General features: G+C 49.1%; 23 protein-coding genes. 16 read left to right on the top strand and 7 right to left on the bottom strand.

Annotated elements, in window-relative coordinates; all coding sequences use genetic code 11:
- Positions 1-142 precede the first annotated feature (142 nt).
- Positions 143-886 carry a YciK family oxidoreductase gene (locus ACLBLI_RS10405; protein ID WP_414830948.1) on the bottom strand — a complete coding sequence of 248 codons (744 nt, stop codon included), beginning with the start codon at positions 884-886 and terminating at the stop codon, positions 143-145.
- 327 nt (positions 887-1,213) lie between these two features.
- Between ACLBLI_RS10405 and ACLBLI_RS10400 the strand changes: the two genes are divergently transcribed.
- The 4 genes from ACLBLI_RS10400 to ACLBLI_RS10385 all read left to right on the top strand — a co-directional run bounded on the left by ACLBLI_RS10400 (position 1,214) and on the right by ACLBLI_RS10385 (position 8,299).
- Positions 1,214-3,817 carry a VolA/Pla-1 family phospholipase gene (locus tag ACLBLI_RS10400; RefSeq protein WP_414827554.1) on the top strand — a complete coding sequence of 868 codons (2,604 nt, stop codon included), beginning with the start codon at positions 1,214-1,216 and terminating at the stop codon, positions 3,815-3,817.
- Positions 3,818-4,006: 189 nt separating this feature from the next.
- On the top strand, positions 4,007-6,529 hold the full coding sequence (locus tag ACLBLI_RS10395) for an acylase (RefSeq protein WP_414827553.1): 2,523 nt from the start codon (positions 4,007-4,009) through the stop codon (positions 6,527-6,529).
- Between the two features lie 90 nt (positions 6,530-6,619).
- Complete coding sequence (gene sohB, locus ACLBLI_RS10390; RefSeq protein WP_414827552.1) at positions 6,620-7,648, top strand: protease SohB; 1,029 nt, start codon at positions 6,620-6,622, stop codon at positions 7,646-7,648.
- A gap of 12 nt (positions 7,649-7,660) precedes the next feature.
- A complete protein-coding gene (locus tag ACLBLI_RS10385) occupies positions 7,661-8,299 on the top strand; it encodes a TetR/AcrR family transcriptional regulator (protein ID WP_414827551.1) in 639 nt (212 codons plus the stop codon).
- 196 nt (positions 8,300-8,495) lie between these two features.
- On the opposite strand, the gene ACLBLI_RS10380 is transcribed toward ACLBLI_RS10385, so the two are convergent.
- Positions 8,496-8,825 (bottom strand): hypothetical protein, encoded by a 330-nt coding sequence (locus ACLBLI_RS10380; protein WP_414827550.1) that lies wholly within the window; start codon positions 8,823-8,825, stop codon positions 8,496-8,498.
- Between the two features lie 94 nt (positions 8,826-8,919).
- Here ACLBLI_RS10380 and ACLBLI_RS10375 point away from each other — a divergent pair, with 94 nt between their 5' ends.
- A complete protein-coding gene (locus ACLBLI_RS10375) occupies positions 8,920-9,681 on the top strand; it encodes a Nif3-like dinuclear metal center hexameric protein (RefSeq protein WP_414827549.1) in 762 nt (253 codons plus the stop codon).
- Positions 9,682-9,683: 2 nt separating this feature from the next.
- Positions 9,684-10,427: a methyltransferase domain-containing protein gene (locus tag ACLBLI_RS10370; protein WP_414827548.1), complete on the top strand. Its 744-nt coding sequence runs from the start codon at positions 9,684-9,686 to the stop codon at positions 10,425-10,427.
- Positions 10,428-10,441: 14 nt separating this feature from the next.
- On the opposite strand, the gene ACLBLI_RS10365 is transcribed toward ACLBLI_RS10370, so the two are convergent.
- Positions 10,442-11,443: a 2-hydroxyacid dehydrogenase gene (locus ACLBLI_RS10365; protein WP_414827547.1), complete on the bottom strand. Its 1,002-nt coding sequence runs from the start codon at positions 11,441-11,443 to the stop codon at positions 10,442-10,444.
- A gap of 19 nt (positions 11,444-11,462) precedes the next feature.
- Positions 11,463-11,948 carry a glutathione peroxidase gene (locus ACLBLI_RS10360; protein WP_414827546.1) on the bottom strand — a complete coding sequence of 162 codons (486 nt, stop codon included), beginning with the start codon at positions 11,946-11,948 and terminating at the stop codon, positions 11,463-11,465.
- A gap of 136 nt (positions 11,949-12,084) precedes the next feature.
- Between ACLBLI_RS10360 and ACLBLI_RS10355 the strand changes: the two genes are divergently transcribed.
- The gene (locus ACLBLI_RS10355) at positions 12,085-12,945 is read left to right on the top strand and encodes an NAD(P)-dependent oxidoreductase (protein WP_414827545.1); all 861 of its coding nucleotides are present in this window, start codon (positions 12,085-12,087) and stop codon (positions 12,943-12,945) included.
- Here the strand turns inward: ACLBLI_RS10355 and ACLBLI_RS10350 are convergent.
- A complete protein-coding gene (locus ACLBLI_RS10350; protein WP_414827544.1) occupies positions 12,942-14,645 on the bottom strand; it encodes a response regulator in 1,704 nt (567 codons plus the stop codon). The genes ACLBLI_RS10355 and ACLBLI_RS10350 overlap by 4 nt on opposite strands.
- Positions 14,646-14,892: 247 nt before the next feature.
- On the opposite strand from ACLBLI_RS10350, the gene ACLBLI_RS10345 reads away from it, so the two are divergent.
- The 6 genes from ACLBLI_RS10345 (at position 14,893) to ACLBLI_RS10320 (ending at position 21,077) form a co-directional block, all read left to right on the top strand.
- A complete protein-coding gene (locus tag ACLBLI_RS10345) occupies positions 14,893-16,383 on the top strand; it encodes a CoA-acylating methylmalonate-semialdehyde dehydrogenase (RefSeq protein WP_414827543.1) in 1,491 nt (496 codons plus the stop codon).
- 12 nt (positions 16,384-16,395) lie between these two features.
- Positions 16,396-17,550: an acyl-CoA dehydrogenase family protein gene (locus ACLBLI_RS10340; protein WP_414827542.1), complete on the top strand. Its 1,155-nt coding sequence runs from the start codon at positions 16,396-16,398 to the stop codon at positions 17,548-17,550.
- Positions 17,551-17,563: 13 nt separating this feature from the next.
- On the top strand, positions 17,564-18,694 hold the full coding sequence (locus ACLBLI_RS10335; protein WP_414827541.1) for an enoyl-CoA hydratase/isomerase family protein: 1,131 nt from the start codon (positions 17,564-17,566) through the stop codon (positions 18,692-18,694).
- A 2-nt stretch (positions 18,695-18,696) separates the two neighbouring features.
- Positions 18,697-19,584: a 3-hydroxyisobutyrate dehydrogenase gene (gene mmsB / locus ACLBLI_RS10330; RefSeq protein WP_414827540.1), complete on the top strand. Its 888-nt coding sequence runs from the start codon at positions 18,697-18,699 to the stop codon at positions 19,582-19,584.
- A gap of 100 nt (positions 19,585-19,684) precedes the next feature.
- Positions 19,685-20,524 carry a putative RNA methyltransferase gene (locus tag ACLBLI_RS10325; protein WP_414827539.1) on the top strand — a complete coding sequence of 280 codons (840 nt, stop codon included), beginning with the start codon at positions 19,685-19,687 and terminating at the stop codon, positions 20,522-20,524.
- Positions 20,517-21,077, top strand: a complete 561-nt coding sequence (locus ACLBLI_RS10320; RefSeq protein ID WP_414827538.1) for a D-glycero-alpha-D-manno-heptose-1,7-bisphosphate 7-phosphatase — start codon at positions 20,517-20,519, stop codon at positions 21,075-21,077. Before ACLBLI_RS10325 ends, ACLBLI_RS10320 begins: the two co-directional genes overlap by 8 nt.
- Before the next feature lie 26 nt (positions 21,078-21,103).
- Here ACLBLI_RS10320 and ACLBLI_RS10315 read toward each other — a convergent pair whose 3' ends face one another.
- On the bottom strand, positions 21,104-22,627 hold the full coding sequence (locus tag ACLBLI_RS10315) for a DUF3413 domain-containing protein (protein WP_414827537.1): 1,524 nt from the start codon (positions 22,625-22,627) through the stop codon (positions 21,104-21,106).
- A gap of 10 nt (positions 22,628-22,637) precedes the next feature.
- Positions 22,638-22,853 carry a DUF1414 domain-containing protein gene (locus ACLBLI_RS10310; RefSeq protein ID WP_218311058.1) on the bottom strand — a complete coding sequence of 72 codons (216 nt, stop codon included), beginning with the start codon at positions 22,851-22,853 and terminating at the stop codon, positions 22,638-22,640.
- 148 nt (positions 22,854-23,001) lie between these two features.
- On the opposite strand from ACLBLI_RS10310, the gene yejK reads away from it, so the two are divergent.
- The 3 genes from yejK (at position 23,002) to ACLBLI_RS10295 (ending at position 25,856) form a co-directional block, all read left to right on the top strand.
- Positions 23,002-24,078, top strand: coding sequence for a nucleoid-associated protein YejK (gene yejK / locus ACLBLI_RS10305; protein WP_414827536.1), 1,077 nt, complete (start codon positions 23,002-23,004; stop codon positions 24,076-24,078).
- A gap of 62 nt (positions 24,079-24,140) precedes the next feature.
- On the top strand, positions 24,141-25,016 hold the full coding sequence (locus tag ACLBLI_RS10300) for a 6-carboxytetrahydropterin synthase (RefSeq protein ID WP_414827535.1): 876 nt from the start codon (positions 24,141-24,143) through the stop codon (positions 25,014-25,016).
- Positions 25,017-25,856 carry a M23 family metallopeptidase gene (locus ACLBLI_RS10295; protein WP_414827534.1) on the top strand — a complete coding sequence of 280 codons (840 nt, stop codon included), beginning with the start codon at positions 25,017-25,019 and terminating at the stop codon, positions 25,854-25,856. It abuts the gene before it with no gap.
- The last annotated feature ends 3 nt before the right edge of the window (positions 25,857-25,859 follow it).

Below are 25,859 nucleotides of genomic sequence, written 5' to 3'. Positions count from 1 at the left end.
AAGGCTGCTCATGCAGCCTTTTTTGTGTCTGGTATTTGTAAAAGGTAGCTCGTTAAACGACGACTCCCTTCGACAGCGGCAGCATGCTGTTTTAAGCAAAACCGCAGTTGAGACACGTTACAGTGTCAGAATTTCTGTTCGCTTATTTTGGCTGGCAGTCCATAGACGCGCCATTCACCTCAGCGCTTTCGTCGCCCATCAAATACAAGTAAAGCGGCATAATATCGGCGGGTGTTTTTAGTGATTCAGGATCTTCAGCCGGAAACGCACTAGCACGCATGGCAGTTCGCGTAGCCCCCGGATTTATACAGTTAAAGCGTATCGACTTATTTTTATACTCATCAGCAAGCACTTCCATCATCCCCTCCGTAGCGAATTTAGATACCGCATACGTACCCCAGTAGCTTCTGCCCTTGCGGCCAACGCTGGAAGTTGTGAACAGCACTGACGCAGAAGGAGATTTTTCCAGCACCGGAAGCAACGCCTGAGTCATATACATGGCGCCGTTAACGTTTATTTGCATTACATCCTGCCACTCTTGTGGCGGAATATCTTTAAACACACTCAAGTGACCCAGTATAGAAGCATTGTGCAGCACACCATCAAGTTTTCCATACTGGTCGGCGATGGTGTCCGCCATGCCTTTGTAATGCTCTGGCGTCGCACCTTTCAGGTCTAGGGGAACGATTGACGGCTCCTTGCCGCCGGCAGCAATAATGTCATCGTATACTTTCTCCAGCTTGCTGACAGTTCTGCCCAGCAAGATACATTCAGCACCATGAGCGGCAAAGGTTTTTGCAGCTTCAGCACCAATGCCGTCGCCGGCACCGGTAATTAAAATAACTTTACCTGCAAGTAAATCCTGGGGAGCCTGATAGTTATTCATGTAGTCGGGTTCCATATCTGTGGAAGAGGTAGAAAAGTGTGCGCGAAACATCGTGCCAGCGCGAATTACGCTGATGATACCCGGTGGTAGCATGAAGTAAACCACAACGGCAAAAATTTCTGCGATTGCAAAAAGACGCTTACAAATAGTTAACAAACCTTTGCAAAGTTCCAGCAAAGTCAATAAGATTGGGCTATATACAACTGGTCTAACATGTTTAAAACTATCCTGACATTGTGTTAACAACGGGATGTGGCCTGACCGGGAAACCAGTTATGTCCGGGTTTTAATCGTAGAATAACAACAAAGTTTTTGTAGGGAGAAAGAATGAGAAAACTCTTTATCAGTTCCAGTGTTGCCTTGGCACTGGGTCTAGCAGGATGTGGTGGCTCAAACGAAACACTGGATGATATCCAGGCTGATACGCCTGTTCAAACCCCCATTTCTCGCATTGTCTTTGATCCGGCCGCTGGAAATCTCAACGTACCTAACGATTTATTGATGCTGCCAGGTGATGACGGCTTCTTTGACTACACACTGAATATTCCTGTTGCTGATCCAACGGACTTCGGTGATCCGCAAAATGCATTGAATGTGTTAGATGGCTGGTCCACGCAACATCCGTTTACGATAGACGTGAGTACGCCTGACGGTGTCACTCTTGATGAATCCACGTTATCTGCAGGTATTCATATTTATGAGGCGACGCTGGGTCTGGACCAAAGCGTGCCTGAGTGTGCGGCGATAGAGATCCCCTCAGCTGGCTGCCTGCTCGGCGATCAACTTCAGTACGGCGTGGACTTTGTTCTGTCGCTGGTTGATGGTGATACGGTAAGTGTAGTGCCACTACGCCCGCTTAAATCTGGTCAGGGCCATATGCTGGTAATGACAACGGGTCTGAAAGACAGTTCAGGTAAGTCTGTAGAAGGCTCGACAACATGGGATCTGGTCCGTCAGGACATCAATACCATGCCTTTATCGAGTGATTCACAATTGCAGCTTCAGGGAATTGTGAACAGCTATATCAACCCGCTGTTAGGGGCAGGGTACGATCGTGAAGAAATCACCTACGTGTCGGCGTTTACCACGCAATCAGTGGGTGTAGCGCTAAACACGATCAAGCAGGTGATGGTAAGTGAATTTGCGGCGCGCGCTGCTGCGGGCGATCCCAATGCAGGCGAGGCCCTGCCGGTTATCGTAGCGACTGATGCTGAAGGGCCTCAGAATGTGATGGAAACCCTGAACCTTGTTAGCGACACGACGCTGGCTGGCGCTGTGCAACAAGGTATTGCTGGTCTGCCACCTGAAGCCGATGCATTGATCCCGCTAATTGAAGCTACTGACTTTAGCGCACTGCAAACGTGTGGCGGGTTGCTGGCGACGGCGTCCGGTTCTATGTCTGCGTCTTGGGGCGCAGTGAATGACTTTGCGGTAGCGGTTTCTACCGGAATTTTAGGCCAGGTTGGTCCTTTCTGCGCAGCGCAGCGATACGAAGCTACTGTGTCACTGCCGTATTTCCTGGGTGTACCCAGCGCAGAAAATCCTCTGGCGCCTGTCAACCAGTTCTGGAAAGCGGCGTGTGACAGCGGCATTGTATTAGCCGGCGCACCAGATGAAGTGTTAGCAGCCGCGACACCGGGTCCGAATAATGAGATGTGTTCGAACTTTGGTCTTGCTGACTTGCGGGTAAACGGTGAAATGCTGGATAGCGCAAGAAACATCACCAAGTTTAATCCGTTTCCACAACCTCAGGGTGGCAACATGGGGGACGAGACGCTTGATGTTCAGATTACCGTTCCGGACGTTGCGGTAGCGACTGGTTTGGGCTTCCCCATCACCAAGCCTGATGCAGGCTGGCCGGTGGTAATTCTGGCCCATGGTATTACCAGCAAGAAAGAAGACATGCTGGCTATAACCGGCACGCTCGCACTGGCAGGTATTGCGTCTGTTGCTATAGATCAACCGCTTCACGGCAGCCGTGGGTTCGATCTGGATGGTGATGGCACTGACGATATTAATGCCACGACGGTTAGCGCTACGCACTATATGAACCTGGCAAGCCTGCCAACAGCGCGAGACAACTTGCGTCAGAGCGTATCTGATTTGCTCGGTTTGCGTCTGGGGCTTAACGCAGTGGTTGATGCAACCAGTACTCAGGCTGTGGACTTTAATTTGTCTCGTGTTTCCTTTATGGGTGTATCACTGGGTGCTATAACAGGGGCTGACTTCGCTGCAGTGGCAAATACCACAATGGGCGAGCAGTTAGGTGCACTTGATGGTATGTATGCTGTGAACGCTGCATCACTGGAATCACCGGGTGGTGGTTTAGCCCAGTTCCTGATTGAGTCTCCGTCTTTCGGCCCACTAATTAAAGGGTTGTTGTTGTCACAGGCTTCGCCCGAGTTTCAGGCATTGCTGATGCAAATGTATGAGACCACCGATGTGACAGAAGCGCAATTGATAGCAGCAGTATCTGCGTTCTTTGACGCTTTGGATGCTCAGCAAACTGCAGCGGTAAATAGCATCTTTAATGAGTTCGCGTTCGCGGCGCAGACAGCGATGGACTCTGCAGATCCTAACAACTATGCGACAACATTGTCGGCTACAACGCCAGTACACATGATGACTGTTGTGGGAGACGGCGGTGAAAACCTGCCAGATCAGGTTATTCCTGTGTCGACAGCGTTACCGCTGGCTGGACAAGCAGGGTTTGCAGGTGTAGCAGGTCTTGAGCAAGTGTCTTCCACCGTTGAGCCTACCGGTGAGCCAGTAAGTGGATGGGTGCAATTCCTTGAAGGTGCGCATGCTTCAAGCCTGAATCCGGCACCGAGCGCTGCGGTAACGGAAGAAATGCAGCGAGAAGTTGCCGGCTATATTGCCAGTGAAGCAATGATGCTGCCAATTACCAACGAAAGTGTCGTTGCCAATTAACACCGGGTAACACCAGATAAAAACCGGACGTTTGTCCGGTTTTTTTATGTCTGCGGTTTACCGACTAAGCAGGATAAATTATCGTTAATTAATTGTTAAAAGGTCTGACCTGTGTTACACCTTGTTGTAGCGTCACACGTCTTAACGTGTTGACTACCATCATAAAATAGCAACAAGGAAGGATGTCGCGTGGACAATAATTTTCGACTTCGTACCCTCACCAGAACCGCTCTAGCAGTCGGTGTCGCTTTTGCACTCTCAGCCTGCGGCGATAATGACAATGAATTTAGTGACGTGTCGCCAACGACACCGCCGCCTCCACCTCCGGTGACAGAGCCACCAGCGCCAATTCCGGCATTCGATGCTGACGGAGAACTTACCGCAAATATCACCTGGACCACTTACGGTGTGCCTCATGTTACAGGCGATAACCTGGAAAGTATGGCCTATGGAGTAGGGTACGCATTTGCGAAGGATAACTTGTGTATTCTTGCTGACCAGATCGTGAAATACAATTCTGAGCGTTCTAAGTATTTTGGGCCGGATATGAATCCGGGCAGTGGGGATTCCGAAAATCTGATCAACGACTTTGGTTTCCTCACGGTTGGCATTCGTGAACTGGCCGAAGAAAACCTACCACGGATGTCAGCCAACAGCCGCGCTATGTTCCAGGGCTATACCGCAGGTTATAACAAATACCTGGCAGATACCCCGGTATCTGAACAGGATCCGCAGTGTGCAGGACAGCCTTGGGTAACAGACATCGACAGTGTCGATTTACTGACATATTCATTGGGTGTTGCACTGCTGCCCGGTGCTGCAAACTTCCTTGGCCCCATGTTTCTTGCTGCACCGCCGGGAGAGTCCTATTTGCCAGTACCGGCCGCCAGCACACCAGCTGCAACTTCATTAAAGATTGAGCCAACCGTAGAGCTGCCTGAAAAGAACCCGCAGGAAATGGGATCCAATGGCTGGGGGCTGGGCAGTGATAAAACGACAAACGGCATGGGTATGGTATTGGCCAATCCACACTTTCCGCACACGGGAAATCTGCGGTTCTGGCAATTTCAGGCAACAGTTCCTGATTATATGAATGTTACCGGCGCCTCCCTGATGGGATTGCCGGGGGCGGTTAATATCGGTTTCAACGATGATGTGGCGTGGACTCACACTTTCTCTACCGCAGAACACTTTGTAGTGTATCAGTTAACCGTAGATGAAGATGACGCTTCAGCGATGACGCATATGGTCGATGGTTCAAGACGTACCATCTACGAAAAACCATTGCAGATAGAAGTTGCAGTGGGGCCAGGCCAGACAATTATGCTGAATAAAACGGCGTATTACACGAACTATGGCCCGATGATTGAAGTACCGGGCAACTTTGATTGGACTGACACCAATGCGTTTGCAATCAAAGATGCCAATCTGCCGAACCTGGATATTGTTGATCATTGGCTCGCGATGAATATGGCTACCAGTATGGACGAGTTCAAGCAGGCCTTTAAAGATTACGATGGCGTTATCTTCAATAACACCATGGCGGCCTCGAAAGAAGGAGAAGTCTTTTATATCGATGACTCCACGGTGCCTTACTTAACGGATGCTGCGATCAATGAGCTGACGACGAATCCGTTACTTATCCAAACCAAGCAGGCAGCAGGCTTTACCGTGCTGCCAGGCTTTCTATCAGCGTTTGATTTTGATCGTCCGGTGCCTTACGAAGAAGCACCCAAATATGAAGGCACAGATTCGGTTCAGAACTCCAACGACAGTTTCTGGCTGACTAATCTGGACAACCCTATCACTGGCGTTTCGCCACTGTATGGCAGAACGGAGAATCAACAATCGTTGCGTTCAAGAATGGGGCAGGTCTTTATCGAAGACAGCGCAGGCAGTGACGGTACCTTCACGCCTGAGGAAGTCGAAGGGTTACTGATGAGCAATCGCAGTTATCTGGCAGAAAATATATTGCCCTCGTTAATTCAGACATGTGAACGACAAGGTGATACGCCTGTTACTGTGGATGGCGCAAGTGTCGACATCAGTGCAGCTTGTGATGCTCTGGCTGACTGGGATGGCACCATGAATAAGGAAAGCACAGGTGCACACGTGTTCAGAGAGTTTGCATTCCAGTTTAACCGGAACCCGCAATGGGAAGTGCCGTTTGATGTGGCGTCACCGGTTACTACACCGTCTGGACTGCTGCAAAATGACACCACCTTGCAGCAATTTGCGCGCGCTGTACAAGTAATCAACACCGCCGGTGTTGCCCCCGACGCGACGTTAGGCGATGTTCAGTTTGTCGAGCGAAGCCTGCCTGATGGTTCGCCAAGCGGAGAGCGTTTACCGTGGGGCGGTGCGAACAATATTGAGGGTGGTTTCAATGTGTTTAATATTGTACCCGGCAATAACGGTACCTTGTTGCCACGCCATACCTACCAGCCGCTACCGGGCACCATTATGAGTGCTGAAGCGCAGGGCTACCATATCAATTATGGCAGTAGCTGGATGGTAGTAGTTAATTTTACTGAGGACGGACCGGTAGGACGCGGCTTGTTAAGCTACTCGCAGTCCAGAGTGTATGGCAGTGAGCATAACCTCGATCAAACACGGCTTTATTCTGAACAACCTCAATTACGCGACATGTACTTTACAGCAGAGGAAATCGAAGCAAATGCGATTGAGAGCATGACGCTATCGTCACAGTAGGTGAAGCCTGATAAACTTGCCTAAACTAATTTGTCAGTGATAATAAAGGACCTTAAGTAAGGTCCTTTATTTTTGTCTTAGGAGAGTCATTTGGAGTTTTTGTACGAATACGGACTGTTTCTGGCGAAAGCCGTCACGCTTTTGGTTGCGTTTATTCTGGTGGTGTCCACTATTGTCGGCGTTGCGAATAAGCAAAAGCAGGGGCGGGGGCATCTGGAAATCCAGTCTCTGACCGATCAATTAAAAGACATTACCAACTACGCCCGTCAGGTGTTGCTGGATAAAGGCACACTGAAAAAGTTAGCCAAGCAGCAAAAGAAAGAAGAAAAAGCCAAACTCAAGGCCAAAGAAAGCGAGCGGGAAGACGGTCCGAGGCTTTTTGTTATCGACTTTAAGGGGTCTATGGACGCGCACGAGGTCGACCGGTTACGTGAAGAGATCACCGCTATTCTTTGTGTCGCTGAAGAAAAAGACGAGGTATTAATTCGCCTTGAAAGTGGTGGTGGTGTTGTGCACGGATATGGCCTCGCAGCATCCCAGCTGCAACGTATTAAAGACAAAGGCCTTACACTTACCGTTGCGGTAGATAAAGTCGCTGCCAGCGGCGGTTACATGATGGCCTGTGTTGCCGACAAGTTGTTGGCGTCTCGCTTTGCGTATATTGGATCTATCGGGGTGCTTGCGCAGTTACCTAATTTCCACAAGCTGCTTAAGAAGAACGATATCGACTTTGAGCAACATACTGCCGGAGAATACAAACGGACGTTGACTGTGTTTGGCGAAAACAATGACGAAGGCCGTAAAAAGTTTCAGGAAGAAATTGAAGAAATCCATACACTGTTTAAAGATTTTGTTCACAGTCAGCGCAAAGATATGGATATTGAAAAGGTTGCTACCGGTGAGTACTGGGCGGGTATAAAAGCAAAAGAATTAGGATTGGTTGACGAAATCATGACATCTGATGATTATATTTTGTCTCACTATCCTGAACGTGAAATTTATGCCGTGAAATACAGCATTAAAAAGAACGTGGCTGAAAAGTTGGGTCTGTCATTTGCAGAAGCTGCCGAACGCAGCGTAATGCGGATCTGGAATCAGTCAAGAACCTGGTTTCACTAACCGCGCTATTGCATGTCTCAGAAAACCAAAAGAGCGATTTTACAAGCTGCGGAAGTCCTGTTTGCAGAGCAGGGCTATGCGCAAACCTCGATGCGTACGATCACCGCACGTGCAGGAGTGAATCTCGCCTCTGTAAATTACCATTTCGGAAGCAAAAAGAACCTTATTCAGGCTGTACTCAAGCAGTACTTTGATGTCTTGATGCCGCAAATCGACAGTACGTTAGATCACGTAAAGCCTGAGCATGGAGAAGCGGGCGTACAGGCGGTACTCAGCGCGTTAATCGCTCCAATGCTGACGTTAAAAAAGGTTCAGGTAAATGGTACTGAGCTTTTCGTTCAATTACTGGGGCGTGGTTATAATGAATCGCAAGGACACTTGCGACGTTTTATCATGCAGGACTATGGTGTTACTGTCAGAAAATTAACCAAAACAATAAAGCAGTGTTTACCTGAAGTGAGTGATGAGCAGCTTTTCTGGCGTTTACATTTTGCGATTGGCAGTTTTGTATTTTCAATGGCATCCAGTAAAGCGTTGAGGGAGATTGCTGAGTCTGATTTTCAGCAAAAGGTAGACATCTCGGATGTGATTGTTCAGCTTGTGCCTTTCGTTGCCAGCGGCGTCTCGAGCACTAACCATGAGAACGGGTAGACAACCCGTATTATGTTGTTCTGAAAGTGACGCCTTAGATTGCGTTTCTGCGTTCCGATAACAATTCTCTGCATGGACACAGTCTGTAAAACGTCAGTGCTTAGTGTGCCGGGTTCATTTGGTAACGACACAATAGGGACAGAGCCAGATACAAAAAAAGCGACCCTGTGTCGCTTTTCCAATTCGCCAGATGACGCTAGCGTGGCAATATGGCACCGCTGTTTTCGTCTTTTATTTGATCAGACCAGAAAGCTTTAACAGAAAATCCTTTGCCTGACGCTTTCTTTGCTGCGGCTTTCTTAGGGGCAGCTTTTTTAGGTGTCGTTTTCTTTGCTTTTTCAGCCGGTGCTGAGTCAGCGCCACCGAAATTGTCACCCATTTCCTTTAATTGCGCCAGGCGCATGTTTTTACCGCCATCAACGCTGTACCAGCCACCCTTTGCTTCGATATCAGGCGACTTGCCATTAGCTTTTTCATAGGCAGCAGTGAAGTCGGCAATAACCTTATCTTTATCTAGTTTGCTCATTATTCAATTGGACTCTTTGACTTAGGTTAGTGTTACAATATCGACACTTTTATAACGTTTTTTGTACAAAAAGTCTAATTTAGCCGGAGGATCCGTGACGATCACGAATGTTGCACTTCAGGATTTGCTGAATAATCTATTGAATGCCAACCAGATTTCAGACTACTGCCCTAATGGTTTGCAGGTAGAGGGTAAACGGGACATTCGAAAAATCGTGACCGGTGTGACGGCATCGCAAGCATTGATAGAGCAGGCCATAGCGCATCAGGCCGACGCAATTCTGGTGCATCACGGCTACTTCTGGAAAGGCGAAGATGCCACGATCACAGGTATGAAATATCGCCGAATTAAGGCGTTATTGGAGCACGACATTAATGTTTTCGCTTATCATCTTCCTTTGGATGTGCATCCAGTACTAGGCAACAACGCGCAACTGGCTGCCTTACTCGGCATTACCAGTATTAAACCGCTTAGTGGCGTGAAGCCTGAAGGGGTGGTGATGACAGGAGAGTTCGACAGTGACGTTACTGTTGAGAGTTTGAAGCAGCGCCTGTCCGATAAACTCGACCGACAGCCTATGGTTGCAGGTCCGGAGAATAAAGCGATTGGTTCCGTTGCCTGGTGTACCGGAGGCGGACAGGGTTTTATTGAGCAGGCCGCAGCCTATGGTGTTGACGCGTTTATTACCGGAGAAGTGTCGGAACAAACGGTACATACAGCCAGAGAATGCAATATTGCATTTTTTGCCGCGGGTCACCATGCGACTGAGCGCTACGGTGTTAAAGCATTGGGCGAGTACCTGGAAACGGAATGTCAGTTACAGGTTACCTTCATAGATGTACCTAACCCGGCCTGAGCATGAAACACGATCACACATTTGACGGTCTGGCCGGTAAATTCAGCAAAAATATCTATGGCACCACGAAGGGCAGACTTCGCCACGCGCTGTTGCTTAATGCCATGTCTGACTGGTTACCCGCAAGTGATAGTCCAATACTTGAAATAGGCTGTGGCACAGGTGAAATGGCGCTGAGCTTAAGTGAACGCGGCCATCCGGTTACGCTCACCGATCCCTCCGCTGATGTACTGAGTCAGGCAGCCAGTCTGCTTTCGGATTATCCGGCCACACAATTTATACAAAAACCGCTGCAACAATTATCAACAATTGGCGATTTTAATTTTATCGTGTGTCACGCCGTTCTGGAGTGGCTGGTCGCACCGATGGACGCCTTGTCATTTATCTATGAGCAAATGAAGAGCGGCAGCACACTGTCTCTGAGCTTTTTCAATCGCGATGCAGCGCTGTTTAATAATGCGGTGTATGGCAACTTTGACTACATTGCGCGCGATATGAAGGTCAAAAAGCAGGTTCGGTTAAATCCGAAGCAGCCGTTATCACCGTCGATAGTGATTGAACACTGCGAGCAGACAGGTTTTACGATATGCGCAATGACGGGGATCCGCTGTTTTCACGATTATATTCGCAATCGTGAAATGCAGAATTCGCACTTTGAAGACATTCTGACACTTGAAAAACAATACGGTAGTCAGGAGCCATTTCGTCGGTTAGGCCGGTACTTTCACCTCATTCTGAAAAAATAACCCTATGTTCTTCGCTAGCCGGACAGGAAGCGTGATGGATCTGGCTTACCCTTGTTAAAATCGCGCAGATTTTCGAGTGTGGTAGCCGCTATTTGTGATAGCGCTTCCTGTGTAAAGAACCCCTGATGGCCGGTAATAATCACGTTGTGAAACGTCGCCAGTCTCTCAAAAACGTCATCATCAATGATTTGTTCAGAGTGATCTTTAAAGAACAGCTCTGACTCCATTTCATATACATCCAGGCCCAGATAGCCGATTTTTCGGTTCTTCAATCCCTGAATCACCGCTGAGGTGTCAACTAATCCACCACGTGATGTGTTTATCAGCATTACGCCGTCGCGCATTTTCGCGATAGTTTCACGATTGATCAAATGGTAGGTATCTTCGCTGAGTGGACAATGCAGGCTGACAATGTGGCTGGCTTCCAATAAGGTGTCCAGAGTAACGTAATTAACGCCTGCCTCTTTTAGCGCTTCGTCAGGGTAGGGGTCGTAACATAACACCTGACAACCAAAGCCGGACAAAATTCTTGCCGTGGCGGCACCAATTCTTCCAGTGCCAATAATGCCAGCAGTTTTGTTGTGCAGCGTAAAGCCCATTAGCCCCGAAAGTTCGAAGTTCCCCTCTTTCACCCGGTTATACGCTTTGTGTATTTTGCGGTTTAACGTGAGCATTAACGCAATAGCGTGCTCGGCAACGGCTTCGGGGCCATAGGCTGGCACTCTCGACACTGCAATGCCATAGTGCGTTGCCGCTTGCATATCAATGTTGTTGAAGCCGGCGCAACGCAGCGCAATATGTTTGACGCCACATTGATGTAACGCCTCAATAACCGGCTTTGAGATATTATCATTGACAAAAACACAGACAGCATCGTACTCAGAACATAATTGCGCAGTCTGTGCGTCGAGCGCCATTGGCAGGAAACGCAGGCTGATGTCGTCGTGTTGAGAAAGAGAGGTAAAAATGCTCTCGTCATAACTTTTTGCACTAAACACACCAACACGTAATGTCATCTCGCTTCCTTAGGGTGAGTTAATTCAGGCAGGCTTCAATGTCACTGGCGATAGCTTCGGGCTTTGTCGTTGGCCCATAGCGTTTTACAACGTGACCTTGCGCATCTACCAGAAACTTGGTGAAGTTCCATTTTATCTTCTTGGTGCCAAGAATGCCGGGGGCTTCGTTTTTCAGAGTTACATACAAAGGATGAGCGTTGTCGCCATTAACTTCTGTTTTTTTAAATAACGGAAAGGTAACGCCAAACGAGCCACTGCAAAAGCCTGCGATCTGCTCATCATCCCCCGGCTCCTGATGGCCAAACTGGTCGCAAGGGAAAGCCAGTACAGAAAACCCTTTGTCTTTAAATTGTTTATAGAGCGCTTCCAGTCCCTCGTACTGGTAGGTAAAGCCACATTTGCTTGCTGTGTTGACAATAAGTAATACCTTGCCCTTATAGGCATCAAGTGACTCTTGTTCGCCACTGTTTCGAGTTGCTGTATGTGAGTAAATCGTTGTGCTCATAATTCCTCTTAGTATTGTTATCCTGGGGGGCGTGGCGTCATCGACAGCCTTGCCTGACAGTAGGTGGCAAACTGATTATTTGCTACACTCTGCGCACAACTACAGTATAAACACAAATCAGCAAAGAGAATCAGTTATGAGCGATAAAAGGGTCAGCTTTTTAGGCTTAGGTGTCATGGGGTATCCAATGGCAGGGCATCTCGCAACCAAGGGGTATGCTGTTACTGTGTATAACCGCACGGCGACTAAGGCACAGAAGTGGGGTCAGGCTTTCAAAGGAACGGTTGCCAATACACCGGCTGACGCTGCCAGGGACGCCGATATCGTGATGATGTGTGTAGGCGACGACAATGATGTGCGCCACGTTGCAGAGCAGGCTCTGACAGTGATGAAGCCTGGGAGCGTGTTGATTGATCACACCACGGCGTCTGCATCTGTTGCTCGTGAATTGGCAAAAACCTGTCGTGAAAAGCAGGTTGATTTTCTGGATGCTCCTGTCTCAGGTGGTCAGGCTGGCGCGGAAAACGGACAACTTACCGTGATGGTAGGCGGTGATGCTGCCGTCTTTGAAAAGGTGAAACCTGTTATTGATGTCTATGCCCGGCATAGTCAGTGTATGGGCGAGAGCGGAAGTGGTCAGCTTGCCAAAATGATGAACCAGATATGCATTGCCGGTATTGTTCAGGGACTGGCTGAAGCGCTTCATTTTGGTAAGCGCGCAGGACTTGACTGTCAGCAGGTGGTTGATGTGATCAGCAAGGGGGCGGCCCAATCGTGGCAGATGGAAAATCGTGCAGGCACGATGATAGAAGGGAAGTATGACTTCGGTTTCGCGGTTGACTGGATGCGAAAAGATTTATCTATCGCGCTTGATGAGGCGAGACGAAACGGATCTACACTCGCGTTGACTGCGCTGATTGATCAGTACTATGCCGACGTACAAAAATCGGGTGGCGGGCGCTGGGATACGTCCAGTTTACTGACGCGTTTGGGTTAAGAAGGTTGTGACGACGGGGCTGGTGCTGTCGCAGATGCTGCGGTGTCATCAGTATCCTCTTCCGGGGGAGCGGCGAGCTCCGGGTCAGGAGGTAAAAGCCTGTCAGCAGCGTCTTGGACCTGTTGTCTGAGTTGTCTAAAGCGCGAGCGATTTGTGGCGTTCATCTCCTTATTCTCCAGTTCCGCCAGCAGCCGTCGAATAGTATAGCGTCTATACTGCACTGTTTTGCTTTCCACCATACACTGCAACAGGTTTAGCGCGAATGCGCCAATGGCGGGCAGTAATCGGTAAGCATCATAGAAAAAGGGCATCGCTTCCTGAAAACGGTGCTTTAAGAACCATTGCGTTCCTTTATCATTGAGTTCAAATGCTTTGTCGCCGGCCAGTCCCATCTGTTGTTCTGAGAGCAGAATTTCACTCGCGTTCACCGTTTGCTCGCTCAAATCTTCGATTGTGGTATTTCGCTGGGTTGCCAATTCCATAAGCTGCCTGGCTTTTTCTTTTCTTCCCAGCGCGTCGTTGACTTTAGCGGCAACAAGCAGAGTGGGCGTATCTGTGCGGGTGATTGCGTTCATGCTGTCATTATCAAGCATCAAAGCGGCTTTTTTATTATCACCATCTAATACTGCAGCATACGCTAACAGGTAATCCCGCTTTTGGGTAAGTTGCTGATCATGCTGACTGCGACCTGCAATCCCTACCAGCTTACGCGCCTGCGAAAGACTTTCCTGCCGGTTGGTTTCCGGACTCTCTTCTGCGAGTTGTAGATAAAACTCCGCCAGTGTAAACGTGAAGTCGTTAAACGCGTCTTTTGCGCTGCGGTTCATCGCCCGTTTTTTTTGTAACAGGTCTATTCCCTCTAGCACCCGGTTTTGCTTGTGATAGGTGAGCGTTTTCAGGCGCGTTGCTGGTACGCTTAAATCACTGGGTTTTATGTTGTCCAGATAGTGTTCCGCCTGCGTGTAGGCTTCTTGCTCATAGCAAAGGCAGGCTAGCCATTCAAACGCCTGTTCCCTGGCAAGATTCACATTTAGCAAGGCTGACAGTTGTTCACTGCAAGCGCCATAATTGCCGGCGGCATACTGGCATTTAATACGGCCCCATTGCGCCCACAAGACCTGATCTGACTGCGTCAATACGGTTTCATAAAGTTGCTGAGCCCGCAGAAATTGCTTGTCTTCGTAAAGTAACCGGGCCTGCAGCTTGGTAACATCAGACTGCAGCCGTCGGGGTACGTCTTCCTGTGCAAGTCGGGCTAGCTGACTCAATGCATGCTTTGTATTTCCTTTGTCCAGGCTTGCTAATACATTAGAAACAAAGCCCCGATAGGTCATGTAATGTTCCAGCTGTCGGGTAAGAGTGCTGATGCTGTAGGGTTTAATGATAAGTAAGTCAGGATGGACATCGATAATCTGCCCAATGGTCTGAGGTAATCTGTCAGACGTGATGAAGATTATACCCGTGCTGGGCTTGATAAAACGACTTTGACGCAGGGCCTGAACCCATGCCACACCATTCTTGCCTGTTCCCAGGTGAAAATCTAACAGGATCACTTCAAAGTGCTGCGTGCGCAGCGCCGCTTTTAGCTCTGCACCACTACCAAAGCTACTTACTTCAAACAAGCCAGTTGGAAGAATGTGGCTTCGTAAACTGGCGCGTGCTGTGGCGTTATCTTCAACAATGGCGAGTCGATATTGCAAGGTATCAGGCCCGTGTGCAGAAAAAATGGATAATAGTCATTAAGCTTATCAGTGTATCCGCAAATGTACATGTGATCTGTCCGCATCCGGGTATTCGTCAGAATACCTTTAATTTTCTTATCCTGCTCGTTACAAGTGTCACAAAAAATTTACATACAACTTGTATTACCAGATGGGTTTACGTTTACGTCAAGGGTAGTTATTGGTTACTGTTGCAAGTCTTACAGAAAAAACATCAGAGGCAGCCATGCACAAGGTACCCTTACTTATCAACGGCGAATTCGTTGAGTCTTCTACTTCTTCTTATATCGATGTTACTAACCCGGCAAATAACGAGGTGATCGCTCAGGCGCCCTGTGCCACAGAGCAGGAAATGGAGCAGGCCATTGCGTCTGCAGAGGCCGCATTCGAAACCTGGAAAAACGTGCCGGTTACCGAGCGATCGCGTGTCATGATGCGCTATCAGGCATTATTAAAAGAGCATCAGGAAGACATTGCCAGAATCCTTGCATCAGAGACCGGCAAAACCTTCGACGATGCGAAAGGAGACGTCTGGCGGGGAATTGAGGTGGTTGAGCAAGCCATGAATGTCCCTTCTATGATGATGGGCGAGACCGTGGAAAATGTCGCCCGTGGTATCGATACGTATAGCTACATTCAACCTCTGGGTGTTTGCGCGGGCATCACACCTTTCAACTTTCCTGCGATGATCCCGCTATGGATGTTCCCGATGGCAATTGCCTGCGGCAACACTTTCGTTTTAAAACCTTCCGAACAAGACCCGCAAACGCCGATGAAGCTCGCTGAGCTGTTTATGGAAGCTGGCGCACCTGCGGGTGTTCTGAACATAGTGCATGGCGGTAAAGATCAGGTTGAACCGCTGCTTACCGATCCTCGAATCAAGGCGGTATCTTTCGTCGGATCTGTGCCTGTGGGTCAACACATCTATCGCACAGCGACTGCCAACATGAAGCGCGCGCAGTGTTTTGCCGGTGCAAAAAATCACAGTGTGATTATGCCTGATGCCAATAAAGAACACGTGTTGAATAACCTGGTTGGATCGTCAGTGGGTGCAGCAGGGCAGCGTTGTATGGCAATTTCGGTTGCGGTATTTGTAGGAGAAGCGCAAAAGTGGATCCCGGAACTGGCAGAGCGTATTAGTAAAGTGAAGCCGGGACTGTGGGACGACAAAGACGCGGGCTTTGGTCCGGTAATCAGTCCACAGGCGAAACAGCGCGTACTTGGTCTGATTCAGAAAGGCAAAGATGAAGGGGCTGAGTGCTTACTGGACGGCAGTGATTTCACCGTCCCCGGTTATGAGAACGGGAACTGGATTGGCCCGACGGTATTTTCCGGTGTTACCACCGATATGACCATCTACAAGGAAGAAATATTTGGTCCGGTGCTAAGCTGCATGGGCGTAGATTCGCTGGAAGATGCGCTTGAGGTGGTAAATAATAATCCGTATGGGAATGGCACGTCTATCTTTACGAACAGCGGTTCGGCGGCCAGAAAGTATCAGCGCAATGTGGAAGTAGGGCAGGTGGGTATCAATGTGCCAATTCCTGTACCACTGCCGTTTTTCTCGTTCACTGGCTGGAAAAACTCCTTCTACGGTGATTTGCATGCTTATGGTAAGCAGGCGATCCGCTTCTATTCGGAAACAAAAACCATTACCTCCCGCTGGTTGGAGGATGATATTCCGGGTGGCCCTAACCTGACTATCTCAATCGACTAGGGAGGCAGGAAAATGCATTTTGATATGACAGAAGATCAGCAGGCTTTTGCCGACACGGCACGTCAGTTTGCAGACCAGGAGCTTGCACCCTATGCAGCGCAATGGGATCGTGATCACACCTTCCCTGTAGAAGCATTAAGAAAAGCAGGTGAGCTCGGGTTTTGTGGTTTATATACACCAGAAGACCAGGGCGGGCTGGGTCTGAGCCGCCTTGATTCTTCCATTATCTTTGAGCAGCTTGCGATGGGCTGCACTACCACAACAGCGATGCTGACGATTCACAATATGGCAACGTGGATGATTGCTACCTGGGGACAGGAAGACGTCAAATCACGCTGGTGCCCAGAGCTGGTCACCGGTGAAAAGCTGGCTTCGTATTGTCTAACCGAACCTGGTGCTGGCTCGGACGCAGCATCACTCAAAACGTCTGCCAAAGAGCAGGACGGTGGTTACGTCTTGAACGGCTCTAAGGTGTTTATCTCTGGTGCCGGAAGCACCCATGTGCTTGTGGTAATGGCGCGCACAGGTGGGCCCGGCCCGAAAGGCGTATCTGCTTTCGCGGTACCAGCAGATGCAGACGGAATTATTTACGGTAAGCCTGAAGAGAAAATGGGCTGGAATGCTCAGCCCACCCGTATGATCACCTTTGAAAATGTGAAATTGGAAAAATCCTGGCGCCTGGGTGAAGAGGGCGAAGGTTTTAAAATGGCCATGAAAGGGCTGGACGGTGGCCGTATAAATATCGCTACCTGTTCTGTAGGAACCGCACAACAGGCGCTCAATACTGCGCGCAGCTATATGCAGGAACGCGAGCAGTTCGGTTCGCCTATTGCGAGCTTTCAGGCATTGCAGTTCAAATTAGCGGATATGGCGACCGAGCTGGTTGCAGCCAGGCAACTGGTGCGGTTGGCTGCGAGCAAGCTGGATAACAATCACGCAGACAAAACCACCTATTGCGCAATGGCAAAACGCTTTGCTACGGATGTAGGCTTCAAGGTCTGCAATGAGGCGCTGCAACTTCATGGTGGCTACGGATACATCAAAGAATATCCGCTCGAACGTCATGTACGTGATGTGCGGGTGCACCAGATACTCGAAGGCACGAATGAAATCATGCGCGTAATCATTGGTCGTCGTCTGATAATGGATGAGAGAGAAGTTCTCTGATTGGGAGTAAGACATGAGTGAAGATGCTGAAGCGTTACCAGTACTTATCAGTGAAGCTGATGCCGGTAACGGTAAGAAAGTCGGGATTCTGACGTTAAACAAACCCAAGGCTCTCAATGCATTGGATTTGGCAATGGCGGAGCTGATGCTGGATGCCTTGAAAGACTTCGCAACGCGCGAAGATATTGCGTGTGTCTTCATTGACGCTGAAGGAGAAAAGGCGTTTTGTGCCGGTGGCGATGTGGTGTCAATGCATGAGGCGATGTTACGTGATAAAGGGGCAATTCCGGCGTTTCTGAAAACGTTTTTTAGCGTGGAGTATACCCTTGACTATACCATTCGTACTTTTAATAAACCCATTATTGTCTGGGGTACCGGCATTGTTATGGGCGGTGGCATGGGGCTGATGAGTGGCGCCAGTCACCGTATTGTTACTGAGACCTCGCGCCTGGCGATGCCGGAGATAACTATTGGTCTTTACCCGGATGTTGGCGGCAGCTATTTTCTTCCGCGATTGCCAGGTAAATCCGGATTATTCCTGGGGCTAACCGGTGCGAGTATGAATGCTGGCGATGCCAGATATCTGGGGTTAGCAGATCATTTCGTTACCAGTGACAAACGTCAACAACTGCTTGACACGTTATGTGAACAAGCATGGCAGGATGACGACGTTGATGAACAGGTCGCCGGGGTTATTAACTCGTTGTCTGACGCTGACGAGATGCCTGCATCTGTAGTGGAAACGCATCAGTCGCTGATTGACGATGTGTGTAGTCACGATTCGCTGCCAGCGATTGTCGATGCGATTAATGCTATGGACAGTGCTGATGATAAATGGCTGGCCCGGGCTCAAAAAACACTGGCAGGGGGCTCGCCCATTACTGCACACCTTGTATATCAGCAGTGCCAGCGTGGCGCGCACATGAGTCTGGCGGATTGTTTCAGGATGGAGCTCATCATGTCCTGTCGCTGTGGCGAAGCTGGCGAGTTTCAGGAAGGCGTACGGGCGTTATTAATAGACAAAGACAATTCTCCAAATTGGAAATACGCGTCTGTTGCTGAGGTACCAGATGCGGTTGTCGACACATTTTTTACTTCCCCATGGGACAGTGCGTCTCATCCGTTAACGACACTGGGAGAATAATAATGACAAAAATTGCCTTTATTGGACTGGGTAATATGGGTGGGCCAATGGCGGCTAACCTGTTGAAAAGTGGTATGCGGGTTACGGTTTTTGATTTGGTCGAAGCCAGTGTAAATGCGCTGGTGGAGCAGGGGGCGAAGGCCGCAACGTCAGCTGTTGATGCCGTTGCTGACGCTGATGTGGTTGTTACTATGCTTCCGGCCGCTGCGCACGTGAAGTCATTGTATTTGGGCGAAAACGGAATAATTCAGGCCAGTCGCTCTGATGTACTGTTTATCGACTCCAGTACCATCGATGCTGATTCTGCGCGGGTGGTTGGCAAGGCAGTTGAACAATCCGGACGTTTGTTTGTTGATGCGCCGGTTTCCGGTGGTGTGGCGGGTGCCAAAGCCGGTACGCTGACGTTCATCATGGGCGGTTCTGTTGATGGCGTTGCCAAGGCGACGCCAGTACTGCAGTGCATGGGCAAAAACCTGTTCCATGCCGGCGAGACGGGCGCTGGGCAAATTGCAAAAATATGCAATAACATGTTGCTGGCGGTGTTGATGAGTGGTACCTCTGAAGCATTACAGCTGGCTATCGATAATGGCCTGGATCCTAAAGTAATGTCTGACATTATGCTGCAAAGTTCAGGGTGCAACTGGACACTGCAGAAATACAATCCATGCCCTGGTGTGATGGAGGAAGTCCCGTCTTCCAATGACTATCAGGGTGGCTTTATGGTGAAACTGATGAATAAAGATCTGAATCTGGCAATGAATGCGGCAGCGAATTCGGAATCATCTACACCAATGGCAGCTGCAGCGCAGGGTTTATACAAACTGCATCAGCGTAAAGGTAATGGAGATAAAGATTTTTCCAGCATCTTTACCCTGTTTGCAAAAGACTAGCCCCGCAAAAGCGTATTTGTGCCGGACTACCCAGTCCGGCTTCGTTTCTTATGGCTTGTCTGCTAGCATTGCGCCATTCTGAACCAACAGGCCCGACATCATGTGGCGATGTCCACTCTGCAAACACCCCTTAAACATCCACGACAAAACCTGGCTATGTGGCAATGGTCATGCATTTGACAGAGCGAAGGCCGGCTACGTGAACTTGCTCCCAGTACAGTTTAAAAAATCGCTGCAGCCCGGCGATGACAAACCTATGTTGCGAGCACGCCGTGAGTTTCACCAACGTCAAAGTTATCAGCCCCTTATGGAAGCGTTGACAGATTTGATCTCGAACGCGCATTCAGAAACGCAAATCAGACTATACGATGCCGGCTGTGGTGAGGGCGCCTATCTGCGAAATATATCTGAGAATCTGGCGTTACAGGGAAAAAGCGTCACCGCGGCTGGCAGTGATATTGCTAAACTGGCTGTGGAGATGGCTGCAAAGCAGGCGAAGACGCATCAATATGTGGTTGCCAGCAGCCACCAGTTGCCGCTGGAAGATGAAGCAGTGGATGCAATAATGCAAATATTCGCCCCCGGAGACGCCAGTGAATATGCCAGAGTATTGTCCTCACGAGGCACGTTACTGACCGTCTCGCCAGGGCCCGAACATCTGTTTGAGCTTAAACAGCACATCTATGACTCGCCCGAACGCCATGTTGCGCCTGATGCGGTGTTACCGCATTTTACCCTTCAGCACAGCCGTCAAATCACTTTCACGCTTAACTTTGAAAACCCTGAACACGTGTCAGAACTGATTGCCATGACGCCCTTTTCGTGGAAGCTGGATGAAGAACGAAAAGCTATGATACGGGGGGCACTGACGTCTGTGACCGCAGATTTCATATGCCAGGTCTGGCGGAAACTGACATCACAAGAGAACCACTGTGAATAACAAAGCCTTATTTCTTGACCGGGACGGGATCATCAATATAGACACTGGCTATGTCCATCGTAAAGAGGATATCGAATTTGTTGAGGGCATCTTTGACGTTATCCGGACTTTTGTCGCAAAAGGCTTCATGCCGGTTATCGTTACCAATCAGTCAGGGATTGGCCGTGGGTTGTACGGGGAAGACGATTTTGCTGCTCTGAGCCATTGGATGCAGTTGCAATTTGACCACGCAGGTTTACCTGAGATCCCGGTGTATTATTGTCCACACCATCCCACACAAGGCATTGGTCAGTATCGTCAGCAATGTAATTGCCGCAAGCCAGAGCCTGGCATGTTGTTTGACGCTATTGCCGAACATCACATTGATGCCTCGCGCTCTTTCATGATTGGCGACAGTTGGCGGGATATTCAGGCAGCGGATGCCGCTGGTGTAAGACACCATATTTTTGTTAGCTCAGAAACCCGTGACAATACGAAGAGCATTGACAACGTGATTCAGGTGACTCAGGTCAGTGACATCCTCTCACACAACGTGCTAGCAGCGCTTAAGTAAAAGAAGGGCCTGTCGGCCCTCATTCGTTAATTCTGCTGTGAAAAGCGCGTCAGATGCTTTATCGCCTGACTTAACAAATCGACATTCAAGGTATCATTACTGCGCTTATTGTCGGTGGTATTGGTGATTTCATAACTGCCATTACTCAACACCTCAGTGCGCTGAAGGTTATGCACCACCACAATGCGCTCGCCGGACGTGCTGACCAGCCAGTTGCGCTTTGCATCCAGCAGGTTCTGCCCGGTAGAATAGAAATTGACCGGCGCCTGACACCCCAATGCATTTAAGATAGTGGGCGCCAGATCCTCTGTGCTCGCAAGTGTGGTGTTAACGTCGAGCGTGGTGTAAAGCGTCCCTTTCGCATTCGCGCTGTCTGCGTTATAGCCGGTTGCAATCATTACATCACCGCGCGAGAACAGTGACTCATCAAGATAGCGCTGTATTTTTGCGGCAGGTAAAAACGCGATATGTAAGCCATCATGTTCATTACTTAATGGCTGGCGATAATTATCAAGAAATTGCGTGGGTAACGTGTCATCAATGTGAATCGATACTGGCATCCCTAAGCCCACCGGCAGTGCGAGTAATACCGGCTTTTTGCCTTCGAGGCTTTCCTGGTAAATTTCGGGAACACCAAACAAAGATGTCATGATCAATGCGTCAAGCGACGATGCGGTGGTGAAGTAGTTTTCCACTTTTTGCATGGCAAACGTGTCTAATCCTGCCAGCGGTTGTGAGTCCGTCTGCACAATAACGGTCAGATTACGGCTGCTGTCGATGGAGCAATACACCGGCTCAGTAGGATAAGTGATATTGTGAATATCAGGATCGAACTGTAATTGTTTACGCTCTTCATAAGCCTGCAGGTCCAGCAACCCATAGCGAGACATGGTCGTTTTGGCCGTTGCGGGATAAGACAGCGGAAACATATTATCCTGCTTGATAATGGGTTGATACAGCTGTGCATCCGCCCAGACATGTACGGCGTGGCTGCTGACAAAGCACACCACGAAAAAGCTGGTTACCGGTATCCCAACTTTATAGTGAACCAAGCGCTCGATACGCTGCCAGATGGCATTGGCGAGAATAAGCTGGAATCCCAGCCACACCACAAACAGCATTAACAAAAACCCCCATTCCTGCCAGCCAAACTGACTGGCCTGGGTTTGCGCTTCTGTACGCAACAAGTCTGCCGAATTTCCACTAATGTGGAAGCCGGTGCGATTGTACAACAACGCGTCGAAGGCAAGTAGCGCCAGCCCGATTGCTGCTATCGCAGAAGCTGACGCCTTAATAATGTTTGGATTACTAACCAGGTAGCACAACGGAAGGATAAATATTACAAAACCAAAAAAGGTCATAAAACCAATGTGACCAAACCAGTTTGCAAACAGATATACCGACCCGATAAATGTACCGGGCAGAGGGGACGAAAAGACAAAAACCGAGGCAATAATAATGGCGATGGTGATATTCGCCAGAGCAAACCAGTGCCCCCAGTTTACCAGCTTCGTCACGCGTTGACGGCGCGGAGATTCGGCTAAAATCATAGGTTAACGCTTATCCTTTAACACTTTTCTTCAGGACGTCGGCAAACTGATTTACCATCGCTTCGCGGTTTTCCGGTGCAACCTGCGTATTAAATATGTGAGTGACGACATTGCCCAGTACCATCAGAGACAAGTCTCTGTTCGCCTGATTTTCCTCCAGTGTCATTATCACTTTATTCATTAGCGCTTCGAAATCTGCGTCGGTGTAACGGCTTTTTTGGGGCATTAGCACGCCTCTTTTAGAGTTTTCTTTAATAAAAAGAATGGATTTAAAAATAAAATGATTATAATCGTTGTTTGAGTGATAACAATCATTCATTCTAAAATCCCGCAATTCCCCTGCTAATTCTTAACGACAGGACACCACATTACCTATGAGTGCACTGATTCATCATTTTGTTGTTCATCGCCTGGTACTTAACCAGGATGATAAAATTGAAGCAATCCCGCGCAACAGCTGTCTGACGGTGACGCCTGAAATTGAACTACTGGCGCATCAGATTAACCACAGTTTTAATGCCAAACCGGGAAAAGGGGTTGGCCATTTCGTCGACAGTGCGCCATCAGAGGGTGACGACGCTCAGCCTGCCGACGTCAGTGAATTCGCACAGGGCCTGACAACGTACTGGAAGCAAAGAAATGAAGGCGAGGGCGATCTGGAAGCGACATTCCACGCTTTTTCACTTTCTGCTGCATCAAGACTGGTTAAGGCACTGGCAGATACCGGCACAGTAGAAACCGGCTTTCTTATCTTCTGTCAGTATGAATATCTGGCGACGCAGTATCTGATGGTGGCGTTGTTAAACACACGTGCCCACGTGGAAGTGAATCAGGAGCTGGAACTGTCGTCCCGTGAACATCTGGATCTGGCGCGTATGCAGCTTGCCGTGCGTATCGATTTAACACAGTGGTCAGTGCAACCTGAACAACAACGCTACATCAGCTTTATTAAAGGGCGCATGGGGCGTAAAGTGTCAGATTTCTTCATGCAGTTTATCGGGTGCGAGGAGTTGGTTGATGTTAAGCAGCAAAATAAACAGCTGATTTCTTCTGTTGATGCCTATTTGGCCAGTGAATCTCTCGATCCACAGGAACAACATCAGCATCGTGAGCAGGTAAAAAATTACTTTAAAGAGAAAATTGATAGTGGGGAGAGTCTGTCGGTAAAAGAACTGTCCGGCCGATTACCCGCAGATGAAAGTACACAATCAGATTTTGCGAGATTTACAGAGTCTCTGGAAACACCGCTGGAAAAAGAAATTCAGCCTGATCCGGCGGCGCTCAAACAACTGGCAAAGTTCACCGGTCAGGGAGGCGGTATTTCGGTAAGTTTCGAGCGTAAACTGATGGGTGAGCGGGTATTTTATGACCCCGCCACCGACACGCTGACGATTCGTGGAATACCGCCAAACTTAAAAGATCAGTTAAAACGCCAGTCAGGAATGGACTAATTACCTGTAACTCCGTTTTGAACGCCGTATAATAGCGGCAACGAATTCACGATTAGGGTGTTATGCAATTATTTGTAAATGACCTTACTGTAATGGATTTCTCTTACCTTTGCCCAAAGCGTGGGATGGTAGGAGAAAGCTGGATTGTCGATGTGGTACTCGACGGTGACCTGAACGAAGAAAGCATGGTTCAGGACTTCGGTAAGGTGAAAAAGAACTTAAAACGGTTGATCGACGACTATGTCGATCACAAGCTGCTTGTACCCGCTGAGCACGCCAATGCTATCGTTATACACGACGAGGATGGTGATCAGGTGGAGGTTCAGTTTAGCTGTGAAGATACGCGTCAAATCATGCTGTATTGTCCCTCTGATGCGTATGCTTTTATTTATTCTGATGAAGTGAATATGGCAAGCGTGGGGGAGTATTTGCGCGAAGTTATTGCCACGCACCTGCCTGACAATGTAGATGATATTAAGCTGCATTTGCGTACGGAAGTCATAACCACGCCGTATTATCACTACACGCATGGCCTGAAAAAGCATGATGGCAACTGTCAGCGTATTGCACACGGACACCGTTCCCGTATCGATATATTTGTGGAGGGTGAGCCGTGTAAGGCCAGTCAGTCATACTGGGCGCAGCGGTGGGCTGATATTTATATTGCAACGCAGGAAGATGCCATCGCTTACGATGCAAGAAAAATTACCGGTTCAGTAGATAACGCCAGCGACTATCTGTGTTTTGCTTATGAGGCGAACCAGGGATACTTTGAAATTATGTTGCCACAAGCCGATTGCGAAGTGATTCAGACTGATTCTACCGTTGAGTGCCTGGCCCAATTTCTGTTGTCAGAGCAGCAACGTCGCTACCCCGGCAAAGAAAATAAAGTCATTGCCTACGAAGGGGTGGGTAAAGGCGCGATGGTGACAGGGTAGATGAAAGTGCGAGGATGTAATGCCCTTGTGGTAACGCTGGCCTTTCTTTCGAGCATGCTGTTTTCAGGTGCAATGGCTGTTGCCAGTGAACCGTCACTTGTACTTAACGGAAAACTTACTCAGGGAAGCCTCATCCGAGGCCAGGTGCCTGTGGGCAGCCAGGTCAGTCTCAATGGTCAGTCGCTAACCGTTAACCCGCAAGGCAAGTTTGTAATGGGGTTTGAGCGCGATGCACAAGCCACCCATACCCTGCGTATTATTGCGCCGGATGGGAAAACACACACACAGACGTTAACCATTAGCAAACGTGAGTACGATATTCAGCGTATTGATGGCCTGGATCAAAAAATGGTGTCGCCGCCGAAATCAGTGCTTGAAAGGATCCGCAACGACAGCGCGAACGTGGCCCGTGCCCGCAGTGGCAACCGCAACTATGATGCTGTGTTTACTCGATTTTCCTGGCCCGCGGAAGGTCCCATTACGGGCGTTTATGGTAGCCAGCGAGTTCTTAACGGTGAACCAAAACGTCCTCATTACGGGGTTGATGTGGGGGGACCCATCGGTACACCTATTGTGGCGCCGACCAGTGGTATCGTCACGTTGGCTGAAGATTTATATTATTCAGGCAATACCGTGATCCTGGATCACGGCATGGGGGTGTTCTCGACCTTCTTGCACCTTGACAGCATAACGGTAAAAGTCGGCGAAGAACTTAATAAAGGCGAACAGCTCGGTACCCTCGGTGCTACCGGTCGTGCGACAGGGCCTCATCTTGACTGGCGGATTAACTTAGGGTCAATGCGACTTGACCCACAGTTATTGATTACTGACAGTGAATAATAC

The organism is Alteromonas sp. H39, assembly GCF_047556435.1.
In the GTDB taxonomy this organism is placed as follows: Bacteria; Pseudomonadota; Gammaproteobacteria; order Enterobacterales; family Alteromonadaceae; genus Alteromonas.
This window is presented reverse-complemented; position numbering and strand designations above follow the sequence as displayed.